The following is a 10932-nucleotide window of genomic DNA, read 5'->3' as shown; positions in this document are numbered from 1 at the left end:
TCCGCCCCAGACCCCGTTCGCGCCTGAAGGGCGCTCGTCCTCAAACTCCCCCAAGGCCTCAAGGGCCAGGGGGGACCCCCATGACGGGCTGAAATGCCCTGGTGCGGGCCAGCACCAACCCTGCTAGGGGCGCGGGGAACTGTGCGGGCACCACCTACGGTCCGCAGGCCGAAAGCGGGGTTAAGGGGCGCGGGGAACTGCGTGAGCAACCACGCACGGTCCGCGGGCCGACTGACGTCGAGGGTTCGGGGCGCAGCCACGGGAAGCCCGAACCCCACCCCGCCAGGGGCGCGGGGAACTGCGTGACAAGCCACAGGCGGCCCGCACCCAACACGCCCCCGCACCCAGACTCCGCCCCCTTGCTCCGCAGTCAGCGGCGCCGCATTGTCGAGGCCATGAACCCCACCACCCTCTTCCGCCCCCGCGACGCGGACTTCGTCGCCAACCCCTACCCCGCGTACGCGGAGCTACGAGCGGCGGGCCGGGTGCACCACTACGCCCCCACGGGACAGTGGCTCATCCCGCATCACGCGGACGTGTCCACCCTGCTGAGGGACCGCCGGCTCGGGCGGAGTTATCAACACCGGTTCAGCCACGAGGAGTTCGGCCGGACACCCCCGCCCGCCGCGCACGAGCCGTTCCACACCCTCAACGACCACGGCATGCTCGACCTGGAACCCCCGGACCACACCCGCATCCGCAGGCTCGTCTCGCAGGCCTTCACCCCCCGTACGGTCGAGCGGCTCGCCCCCACCGTGCACCGCCTCGCGGAACGCCTCGTCGACGACTTCTGCGCGGCCGGCGGCGGCGACCTGCTCGCCCGGGTCGCCGAGCCCCTCCCCGTCGCGGTCATCGCCGAAATGCTCGGCATCCCCGATGCGGACCGCCCCCTCCTGCGCCCCTGGTCCGCCGCGATCTGCGGCATGTACGAGCTCAACCCGGACGAGGAAACCGCCGCCAAAGCGGTCCGGGCCTCCCTCGAATTCACCGCGTACCTGCGGGAGTTGATCGCGGAGCGGCGCAAGTGTCCTGGAGAGGACCTGATCTCCGCACTCATCGCTGCGTACGACGACGAGAGCGGTGACGCGGCGGCCCGGCTGTCCGAGCAAGAGATGATCTCCACCTGCGTACTCCTCCTCAACGCCGGCCACGAGGCCACCGTCAACACCACCGCCAACGGATGGTGGACGCTCCTGCGCAACCCCGCCCAGCTCGCCGCCCTCCGCGCCGCGCCCGACGCTCTGCTCCCCACCGCCATCGAGGAGTTGATGCGCTACGACACCCCGCTCCAGCTCTTCGAGCGCTGGGTGCTCGAAGACATCGAGTTCGCCGGGCAGAAGCTCCCGCGCGGCAGCGAGGTCGCCCTTCTCTTCGGGGCCGCCAACCGCGACCCCGCCCGGTTCGCCGATCCCGACACCCTCGACCTGGCCCGCGCCGACAACCCTCACGTCTCCTTCGGTGCCGGCATCCACTACTGCCTCGGCGCGCCGCTGGCCAGGCTAGAACTCCGGGCGTCCTTCGGGCAGTTGCTAACCAAGGCACCCCGGCTGCGGCTGGCCGCCGAGCCGGAGTGGGGCCCCGGATTCGTCATCCGGGGGCTCAAGGAACTCCACGTCACATGCTGACGATCACGGTTCAGCTAGCGACATCCCGCCTCCGCAGCGCCCCCAGCCCCGCCCCCACCAGTACCGCCGCCACCACCGTCAACAGCACCACCGGCGTCCACGCCATCTCCGTGCCCGGCAGCTTCGGCAGGTGGCCGAAGGGGGAGACGTCCAGGACGGCCCGCGGCAGGTTCAGCGCGGGGCCGATCCAGCCCAGGGCCAGGCACAGGCCCACCACGCCCAGCGCCGCCTGCGCGAGCTTCGGGAACGCGCCGAACAGCAGCACCGCCAGGCCCGCCAGCGTCCAGATCGCGGGGAGTTGGACCAGGGCCGCGCCCAGGATCGGGCCGGGTTCCCTGCCGTAGCCGGCCGCCAGGCCGAGCCCGCCGACCACCATGATCAGGGCCGCCCCACCGAACGCGATCACCAGATGCCCGGCCGCCCACCGCACCCGGCCCACGGAGGCCGCCAGGACCGGTTCGGCGCGTCGGCCCGTCTCCTCACCGTGCAGGCGCAGGACGGACGAGGCGGCGTACAGCGCCGCGACCATCCCCAGCATGCCGACCATCGTCGCGAGGAACGCGTCGGTCAGGCCCGACTGGCCGCCCATCCGCTGGATGATCTCCTTGGTCTGCGCGTTGCCGCCGACCAGATCGGCCGCCCCGTCCGCCATCCCGCCGAACAGCAGCCCGGCCAGGGCGAACCCGAGGGTCCAGCCGATCACGCCGCCCCGCTGCAACCGCCAGGCAAGCCCGTACGCCGTCGAGATGCGCCCCTCGGCTGGCCCGGGCCGGGGTGGCACGAAGCTCATCCCGATGTCGCGCCGCCCGGCGAGCACGTACGCCGCCGCCCCCTGCGCGCCTGCCGCCGCCACGATCAGCAGCAGCACCCACCACCGTTCGCCCGCGTACGGCCGCACGTTCTCGGCCCAGCCCAGCGGCGAGAGCCGGTCGAGCACCGAGGAGGCGTCACGCGTCGCGGTGTCGCCCGCCGACTTCAGCAGGAAAGCCGCGCCGAGGACCGCCCCCGTGAGGCCCTTCGCGAGCCGCGCACTCTCCGTCAGCTGCGCCATGATCGCCGCCATGCCAGCGAACAGCATCCCGATCGCCCCGGTGGTGAGGCCGAGAGCCAGTGAACCCGCCGTGTTTCCGGTCGACTTGGCCAGGCCGGCCGTGATGATCAGAGCGACCGGCGCATTGGCCGCCAAGGCGGCCAGGAGCGCCGATGTCAGCGGCGCCCGCCGCCCCACCATCGCCGAGGAAAGCAGCTCCTGACGGCCCGTCTCCTCTTCCTCCCGGGTGTGCCGCACCACGATCAGCAGGCTCATCACCGCCGCGAGTACGTATCCGGACCCGCCGAACCGCCACGCGGTAAGCCCGCCGATCGAGTCGTCGAAGACCGGCCCGTACAGCGCCCGAAGCGAGCCGTTGCCGCTCATCGAGTGAGCCACGTCCGCGCGCTCGGCGGCGGTCCTGTACACCCTCTCCAGGGTGCTCGCGCCGCTCGCCACCAGTGCGCCCAGCGCGACCGCCCACACCGGGATCATCACCCGGTCCCGACGCAGCGCGAGCCTCAACAGCGCGCCCGTGCCCGCCAGTTGATCCGAACCGCGCACGGGTACGGCTACGGCGGCGGTCATCGCGCCACCACCTCTTCCCCCGCACCCGTGTAGTGGCGCAGGAACAGCTCCTCAAGGGTCGGCGGGGTGGAGATCAGGGACCGGACGCCCGACTCGGTGAGCGAGCGCAGCACCGCGTCCAGCTTGTCGGTGTCGACCTGGAGTTTTACGCGACAGCCCTGACCGCCTTCGATCTCGTGAATGGCCAGGTCGTACACCCCGGGCAGCCGCGCCAACCCGTTGGGCGCGCCCGCGAGTTCGGCGGTGACGGACGTACGGGTGAGGTGGCGGAGCTCGGCGAGCGAGCCGGTCTCCACGGTCCGGCCCCGGCGGATGATGCTGACCCGGTCGCAGAGGCTCTCCACCTCGCTGAGGATGTGCGAGGACAGCAGCACGGTGCGGCCCCGGTCGCGCTCCTCCTCCACGCACTCCTGGAAGACCTCTTCCATCAGCGGGTCGAGCCCGGAGGTCGGCTCGTCGAGGATCAGTACGTCCACGTCGGACGCGAACGCGGCGACCAGGGCGACCTTCTGGCGGTTGCCCTTGGAGTAGGTCCGGCCCTTCTTCGTGGGGTCGAGCTCGAACCGTTCGACGAGGTCGTGGCGCCGGGACCGGTCGACGCGGCCGCCCCTCAGCCTGCCGTACAGGTCGATGACCTCGCCTCCCGAGAGGTTGCGCCACAGCGTCACGTCGCCCGGTACGTACGCCACGTGCCGGTGCAGCTCGACGGCGTCGGCCCACGGGTCGCGGCCGAGCAGCTGAGCCGCGCCCGAGTCGGCGCGCAGCAGGCCCAGCAGGACTCGGACGGCGGTGGACTTCCCGGCGCCGTTGGGGCCGAGGAAGCCGTGGACCTCACCGCTCTCGACGGCGAGGTCGAGCCCGTCGAGGGCGTGCGTGCGCCCGAACGACTTGTGCAGCCCGGCGACCGTGATTGCCTTCGTCATGTTTTTGAACGTACGGTATTTTCACGAAGTTGTGAAGTTAAGGAAGCGTATAAAGTCGGCGACGGAACCGGGGCGGGGCGGCGAGGGGAGACGATGAACCCATGAGCAGCGTGGACAGCGAGCGAGAGGTGCCGGGCGGCATGGCGGACGGACGGGACGAGGACGCTGTGGGCCGGTTCGTCGAGCGGTTCGCCTCCGAGCTGGCCGAGGCGGGCATGCAGCGGATGGCGGCCCGCGTCTTCGCGGCGCTGCTCGTCTCCGAGACCGGCTCGATGACCTCGGCCGAACTCGCCTCGGCGCTCCGCATCAGCCCGGCCGCCGTCTCCGGCGCGGTCCGCTACCTCGCCCAGGTCAACATGGTCGGCCGCGAGCGCGAGCCCGGCTCGCGGCGCGACCGGTACGTCCTGCACAACGAGCTCTGGTACGAGACCTTCACCAACCGGGACCGGATCCTGACCCGCTGGGAGCAGGTCATGAAGGACGGCGTCGCGAGCGCGGGCGGCCCGGACACGGCGGCCGGGGCGCGGATGGCGGAGACGGCGGCGTTCTTCGCGTTCCTGCACGGCGAGCTGTCCCAGCTGATGGACCGCTGGCGCGAGCACCGCACGACCCTGGACCTCCCGCCGATCCCGCCCCGTTGAACGCGCTGACCACCGGGTTTACGTTGCCGATCCCGCCCCGCTGACCGCTCGGGCCGGCTCACCCCGGCAGGACCAGCTCCCACGCCCCCGCGAGCGCGGTCCACGTACGGGTGCGGACCGGGCCCGCGACGACCTGGTCCGCGCGGTAGCGGAAGCCGCCCACCGGGCCCGAGATCGTGACGGCGCGCGCGGCCGCCCGGGCCCGCTCGCCGGCCCGACCGTGCACCACGACCTGCGCGAGCCCGTCGGCGGAGCCGATCGACACGCCCGCCACCGGCCGGTCGAGGTCGCTCAGGAGCACCCCGTCGGCCTCCACCCGCAGCCGGTGCGCCACGGCCGCCGTGACCGGCGCGGGCGCCCGCACCAGGGTGCGTACCAGCGAGCGGGCGGCGCCCCACACCGAAGGCGGCGCGGGCGGCGCGGGAGGTGGACTGACCGCGGGGATCCTCAGGGCCCCAAGGACGACCTGATCGCTGTCGTCGGCCAAGAGGTCGAGCCGGTGCCCGGTCCCGTCGAGCGCGGCCCGCGCGGCCGCGACCGCGCCCATGGGCACGCCGAGCGAGCGGGCCAGCTCCAGGGAGTCGGCCGCGCCCACCGGCACCAGGGCCAGCGCGCCCCGGTCGAGCTCACGCTCGCGGTGCAACAGGGTCACGGTGCGTAGCAGCGCCTGGTCGTCACCGACCACCACGGTGCGCCGGCCACCCCGCCGGGCCAGCGCCCGCGCAAACTCTTCCGGCCCCTGTGGCCAGCAGATTTTCGCCTGTGCTCCCGCACACAGCACATCCTTCGCGATCCGTACGGACTCGCCGTCAATACGGCGGGCGACCGGGTCGATGAGCACGACGAGCTGGTGCGCAGCCGACACCTCGGTCCTTCCTCGGGTAGCATCTTTGTGCAAGAGCCCCTTGCGCTATTGCGCCAGGGGCTTCGTCTATTCCGGGGCAGCTTTCTACGGTTCAGGCCCATGGTGTACGCATCCACATATGGAACGCGTATGCCCCTGACCTTGGACATGCCCCGCCCGGAAGGGGTGTACGCCTGTGCCCGCACTTGTGCTGCTCGGTGCTCAGTGGGGTGACGAGGGCAAGGGAAAGGCCACCGACCTCCTCGGTGGATCCGTTGACTATGTGGTGCGTTACCAGGGCGGCAACAATGCCGGCCACACGGTTGTCGTAGGCGACCAGAAGTACGCGCTGCATCTTCTCCCTTCCGGGATCCTCTCGCCGGGGTGCACCCCGGTGATCGGTAACGGTGTCGTCGTCGACCCGGCGGTCCTGCTCTCCGAGCTGAGCGGGCTGAACGAGCGCGGCGTGGACACGTCCAAGCTCCTGATCAGCGGCAACGCTCACCTGATCACGCCGTACAACGTGACGCTCGACAAGGTCTCCGAGCGCTTCCTCGGCAAGCGGAAGATCGGCACCACCGGTCGCGGCATCGGCCCGACCTACGCCGACAAGATCAACCGCGTCGGCATCCGCGTCCAGGACCTCTACGACGAGTCGATCCTGGAGCAGAAGGTCGAGGCGGCGCTCGAAGGCAAGAACCAGCTGCTCGCCAAGATCTACAACCGTCGCGCGATCGAGGCCGGCAAGATCGTCGAGGAGATGCTCCAGTACGCGGAGCAGATCAGGCCGTACGTCACGGACACCACCCTCGTCCTGAACAAGGCGCTCGACGACGACAAGGTCGTGCTCTTCGAGGGCGGACAGGGCACCCTGCTCGACGTCGACCACGGCACGTACCCCTTCGTCACCTCCTCGAACCCGACCGCGGGCGGCGCCTGCACGGGTGCGGGCGTGGGCCCGACGAAGATCAGCCGCGTCATCGGCATCCTGAAGGCGTACACGACCCGCGTCGGCGCGGGCCCGTTCCCGACGGAGCTCTTCGACGAGGACGGCGAGGCGCTGCGCCGCATCGGTGGCGAGCGCGGTGTCACCACCGGCCGTGACCGCCGCTGCGGCTGGTTCGACGCGCCGATCGCCCGCTACGCGACGCGCGTCAACGGCCTGACGGACTTCTTCCTCACGAAGCTGGACGTCCTGACGGGCTGGGAGCAGATCCCGGTCTGCGTCGCCTACGAGATCGACGGCAAGCGCGTCGAGGAACTCCCGTACTCCCAGACCGACTTCCACCACGCGAAGCCGATCTACGAGACCCTGCCCGGTTGGTCGGAGGACATCACGAAGGCCAAGACCTTCGGCGACCTCCCCAAGAACGCGCAGGCGTACGTGAAGGCGCTGGAGGAGATGTCGGGCGCGCCGATCTCCGCGATCGGGGTGGGCCCCGGCCGCACCGAGACGATCGAGATCAACTCGTTCCTGTAGGCGAGCTTGGATTGAGCGGGGTTCCGGGCAACCGGGACCCCGCTCAGCCATCTTCAGCCCGTCATGGGGGTCCCCCTGGCCCTTGAGGCCTTGGGGGAGTTTGAGGACGAGCGCCCTTCAGGCGCGAACGGGGTCTGGGGCGGAGCCCCAGGGCCACCCACCGGGTCGCACCTGCCCCCCAACCCCCCGTAGGAGCCCGGGGGTTAGCCCCACCCGCGTACGGGTAGCTGGCAGGATCGCCCAGAACCACCCCCTCCGGAAATGCTGGGCCCGGCAAACATCCCAGCTCCCCCCGGAGGAGTCCGCACGTGCGTGAGCAGGCATCACAGAGCCCACAGAGGCCCGCCCCGAACAGAGCGCGGCGCAGGGCCACCAGACGCGGAGCGACCACCGCAGCCGCAGTGACCGCCGGCATCCTGACGATGACCGCACTCACCCCGCCCCCCGCATCGGCGGCCCCCCGCCCCGCCCCCGTCCAGCAGAGCCTCAACGCCCTGGTGCAAAGCAACGGCTTCCCCGCAGCCCTGGCCGCCGTCCAGGACCGCGAGGGCCACACCCGTAACTACACCGCAGGCGTAGCCGACCTGACCACCAAGGCGAAGGTCCCCACAGACGGCCAAGTCAGAATCGGCAGCAACACCAAAACCTTCACCGCCGTGGTCGTCCTCCAACTCGTGGGCGAGGGCAAGGTCAGCCTCGACGCCATGGTCGACACCTACCTCCCGGGCCTCGTACGCGGCGAGGGCATCGACGGAAGCCACATCACCGTCCGCGAACTCCTCCAGCAGACCAGCGGACTCCCCAGCTACACCAACGACGACGACCTGGAGCCCCGCTACTACGAACCCCGCGACCTCCTGGACCGGGCCCTCAAGCACAAGGCGGACTTCGCCCCCGGCGAGAAGTGGGGGTACAGCAACACGAATTACGTGGTGGCCGGCCTGATCGTCCAGAAGGTCACCGGCCGCCCCCTCGCCGCGGAAATAGACCAGCGCATCATCAAGAAGATCGGCCTGCGCCACACCTACTTCCCCGCCCCCGGCGACCCGACGATCCGCGAGCCGCACCCCAAGGGCTACTCCCAGGATGCGCCGGGCGGCCCCCTGAGTGACATCACGGAGATGGACCCGTCCTGGGCCTGGGCGGCAGGCCAGCTGATCTCCACGAACTCGGACCTGAACCGCTTCTTCAGCGCGCTTCTGGGCGGCCGCCTCCTCGCGGCGCCCCAGCTCAAGGAGATGCAGAAGACAGTCCCCGCCACAGCCCCGTTCGGCCCCAACACCCGTTACGGACTCGGCCTGTTGAGCACCCCGCTGTCATGCGGCGGCGTGTACTGGGGCCACGGCGGCAGCTTCCCGGGCTACGAAACCCGAGGCGGCGCCACGAACACCGGCCGCGCCGCGAACGTGGCGGTAACCCTCCAGCCGACCGACCCGGCGGCGATGAAACCAGTGGACGCCTTGGTGGACAAGGCCTTGTGCAGCGCCGGGTAGCCACGAGCTCCCCAGGAGTTACGTCGGGAACTCGCCGAGCCAGGCGCGTCGCAGGAGTTCGCCCGGCAAGTAGGGGGTCTCGATGTCGATGGCGAAGCCGGCGTCGTGCGCGAGGCAGGCAATGGCGAGCGGGCCGAGGGCGAGGTAGCCCTCCACGCTCCCCTCGCGCTTATCGGTGGCCGTCCAGTACGTCTTGTGAGCCTGGATCGCCTCCAACAGAGCCTGGTTGAAGGCCTCGTGGTCCTTTACGAGGAAGCGGTGGAAGAGGGCGATGGGCTGGTAGAGGATGTTCTGCAGCAGGTCGCGGGGGGCGATGGTGGCGACGTCGGGGTGCGAGGTCTGGATGGCGAGGGTCAACTTCTCGACCAGGCCGGGGCGTTCGAGCCAGTAGGTCTGGAGCGCGTCCACCCAGTGGTAGACGTACTCGTCGCCCTCGGCCCCCGAAGCGCGCAGCACTTCGAGGGGGATCTCGCAGAGCTGCGTCATCCGGACCTGGTCGCGGCAGACGATCGCGAGCCAGAACGCGGTGAGCCAGTTCCCCGCGTTGGCGTAGTACTGGGGCCCGGTCGCCGGGATGGTGTGGATCTCGTGGTTGATCCGGTACTCGCCGCTGCCCTCGGGAGCACTGGCCGCCGCGAACGCGGCGGAGTGCACCTGCATGGCCGTGACCACCGCCTCCCAGGTTTCCAGCTGGGAGCCGTCCGGGTTGACGGCGAGCCAGGCCTGCACGCAGGAGAGCGATTCGTTCAGCGCGAGGCTGAAATTGCGTGGCGTCTGCGGGAGGGTCTCGATCGAGTCCGCCAGATCCTCCCCGAGTTCCTGTGCGTACTCCTCGTCGTCGGGGCCGGGGCTGCCGTGCCGTGTCACGTTCACCGTCATCAGAAACTCCCGTCAGCCAAGGTTGAAACGCCGCATGGAATATCCAGCGTACGTTCCCGCCTTGGGGTTCCCCTTCACGAGGATGTAGTCGATCTTCCCCTGCTTGAGGGCCTTGCTTAGCTCTCGGTAGAGCCGGCGTTCATTCTTGTTGGTGCGCCCGCGTTCCTTCATTTCATTGAGAATGTCCTCGAAGTACTCGCGCGATCCCTGCCGTGCGTTGAATCCGTTCGGCAGCCGACGCTGGCCGAGTTCGGTTTCGAGACTGCTCTTCGCCTCGACCACGACAAAGCTGCCGTCCTCCCGCTTCCACACCTGGTCGAACTGGTCATTGCCGTTCTTGGGACCGTCGAGCGTCTCCCACTTCGCGTCGGGATAGTGCTCTGGGATCACGTGATGCCTGGCGACCGCCTCACCGAAGGCTTCGGTGTCCTTCGTCATCTGCTCGTGCAGAGGTGCGTGCTCGGCCTTCGCCTCGTTCCAGGCGTCGAGGTTCTCCTGCGTGGGGTGCGCCTCGTAGAGCTTCTTGGCGTCGTTGACCTTCGGGTGGATCGCGTTGTCGGCGGTGACCGAGGTGTGCCGGTCGTGGGCGGCCTGGTCGAGGATCTCCCGGCCCTCGGGCGTGACCACCGTCGAGGCGCCGCGCTTCACGTCGCCGCCCACGACGTACTTCTCCGGGATCGGCGGCGGCTCGTCGCTCTTGGATATCCACTCACCCGTCACCGGGTGCTTGACGAGCTGCGGCGGTACGAGGCCGCTCTCGTCCGGGATGTTGGAGAACTTCCGGTATCCGTTGTCCCGGTAGTACTTCTCGAAGTAACCGTCCTCGTGCCGGGCGCGCTGGACCTGGTGGTCCATGATTTCTCGCGCGCTCGCGCCGTTCCACCGGCTGGGGCCGTCGTAGTCCGGGTGCGGGCCGCTGCCGCCGTGCCCGCCGCTCGGCGGCTCGTCGCCCGCACCGCCCCCGTGCCCCGAATCGTGCCCGCCGGAACCGCCCTCGTGGCCGCCCGTGCCGTGGCCCGTGGACGTTCCACCGTGGCCCGCGTCCGCCGCGTGGCCGGCAGTGTCGCCCGCCGAAGGCGCGCCACCACGGGCCCCGCCCGCAGCTCCCCGGTCGAGGTCGTTCGCCGCGCCCCGGCCGAGGTCGTGGGCGGTGCCGCCCGCACCCGGTACGTGAGTTGAGCCGCCCGGTGTGTGTGCTGGGTCGTGTGCTCCGGCCATGGCCGGTTCTTTCACGTCTGCGCCGATCTTTACTGGTTCGTCGACGTGGGGGAGGGAGCTTTTGAGGCGGGTGATGTCGTCGGCGCTGAGTTCGACCTTGGCCGCCGACACCGTGCCGTCGGGTTTGTAGACCTTGCCGTCGTCGAGGTTGAGGCGGCTGCCGCCGGGCCATTCGATGTAGTTGCCCTTGACGACGGGGACGTCGGTGTTC

At 70.2% G+C, this 10932-nt stretch carries 8 protein-coding genes and 1 pseudogene; 4 read left to right on the top strand and 5 right to left on the bottom strand.

The window, feature by feature from the left end; genetic code table 11:
* The first annotated feature begins 395 nt into the window (after positions 1 to 395).
* Positions 396 to 1625 (top strand): cytochrome P450, encoded by a 1230-nt coding sequence (locus ADK54_RS07595; RefSeq protein WP_053724766.1) that lies wholly within the window; start codon positions 396 to 398, stop codon positions 1623 to 1625.
* A gap of 10 nt (positions 1626 to 1635) precedes the next feature.
* Here ADK54_RS07595 and ADK54_RS07590 read toward each other — a convergent pair whose 3' ends face one another.
* Both ADK54_RS07590 and ADK54_RS07585 read right to left on the bottom strand, forming a co-directional pair.
* Positions 1636 to 3243, bottom strand: coding sequence for an ABC transporter permease (locus tag ADK54_RS07590; protein WP_053724765.1), 1608 nt, complete (start codon positions 3241 to 3243; stop codon positions 1636 to 1638).
* The gene (locus tag ADK54_RS07585; protein WP_053724764.1) at positions 3240 to 4166 is read right to left on the bottom strand and encodes an ABC transporter ATP-binding protein; all 927 of its coding nucleotides are present in this window, start codon (positions 4164 to 4166) and stop codon (positions 3240 to 3242) included. The genes ADK54_RS07590 and ADK54_RS07585 overlap by 4 nt, the downstream gene beginning before the upstream one ends.
* Before the next feature lie 101 nt (positions 4167 to 4267).
* On the opposite strand from ADK54_RS07585, the gene ADK54_RS07580 reads away from it, so the two are divergent.
* Positions 4268 to 4807: a GbsR/MarR family transcriptional regulator gene (locus tag ADK54_RS07580; protein ID WP_053724763.1), complete on the top strand. Its 540-nt coding sequence runs from the start codon at positions 4268 to 4270 to the stop codon at positions 4805 to 4807.
* A gap of 58 nt (positions 4808 to 4865) precedes the next feature.
* On the opposite strand, the gene ADK54_RS07575 is transcribed toward ADK54_RS07580, so the two are convergent.
* Positions 4866 to 5672, bottom strand: coding sequence for a hypothetical protein (locus ADK54_RS07575; RefSeq protein ID WP_053724762.1), 807 nt, complete (start codon positions 5670 to 5672; stop codon positions 4866 to 4868).
* A 175-nt stretch (positions 5673 to 5847) separates the two neighbouring features.
* On the opposite strand from ADK54_RS07575, the gene ADK54_RS07570 reads away from it, so the two are divergent.
* Together ADK54_RS07570 and ADK54_RS07565 are read left to right on the top strand one after the other, a co-directional pair.
* Entirely contained in the window at positions 5848 to 7131 is a 1284-nt protein-coding gene (locus ADK54_RS07570; protein WP_053724761.1) for an adenylosuccinate synthase, read from the top strand.
* Between the two features lie 308 nt (positions 7132 to 7439).
* A complete protein-coding gene (locus ADK54_RS07565) occupies positions 7440 to 8624 on the top strand; it encodes a serine hydrolase domain-containing protein (RefSeq protein WP_420717272.1) in 1185 nt (394 codons plus the stop codon).
* An 18-nt stretch (positions 8625 to 8642) separates the two neighbouring features.
* Here ADK54_RS07565 and ADK54_RS07560 read toward each other — a convergent pair whose 3' ends face one another.
* Entirely contained in the window at positions 8643 to 9503 is an 861-nt protein-coding gene (locus ADK54_RS07560; RefSeq protein ID WP_053724760.1) for an immunity 49 family protein, read from the bottom strand.
* Positions 9504 to 9515: 12 nt separating this feature from the next.
* Positions 9516 to 10932: pseudogene (locus tag ADK54_RS07555) on the bottom strand (hypothetical protein); the annotation flags it as partial.

Origin of the sequence: Streptomyces sp. WM6378 (assembly GCF_001279695.1) — a bacterium.
In the GTDB taxonomy this organism is placed as follows: Bacteria; Actinomycetota; Actinomycetes; order Streptomycetales; family Streptomycetaceae; genus Streptomyces.
The sequence above is the reverse complement of the archived record's forward strand: the minus strand, read 5'-3'. Positions and strand labels throughout refer to the sequence as shown.

Coding starts and splice junctions, on each gene's coding strand:
- ADK54_RS07560 (WP_053724760.1), bottom strand. CDS start 9,503: ATGACGGTGAACGTGACACGGCACGGCAGCCCCGGCCCCGACGACGAG.
- ADK54_RS07585 (WP_053724764.1), bottom strand. CDS start 4,166: ATGACGAAGGCAATCACGGTCGCCGGGCTGCACAAGTCGTTCGGGCGC.
- ADK54_RS07590 (WP_053724765.1), bottom strand. CDS start 3,243: ATGACCGCCGCCGTAGCCGTACCCGTGCGCGGTTCGGATCAACTGGCG.
- ADK54_RS07580 (WP_053724763.1), top strand. CDS start 4,268: ATGAGCAGCGTGGACAGCGAGCGAGAGGTGCCGGGCGGCATGGCGGAC.
- ADK54_RS07595 (WP_053724766.1), top strand. CDS start 396: ATGAACCCCACCACCCTCTTCCGCCCCCGCGACGCGGACTTCGTCGCC.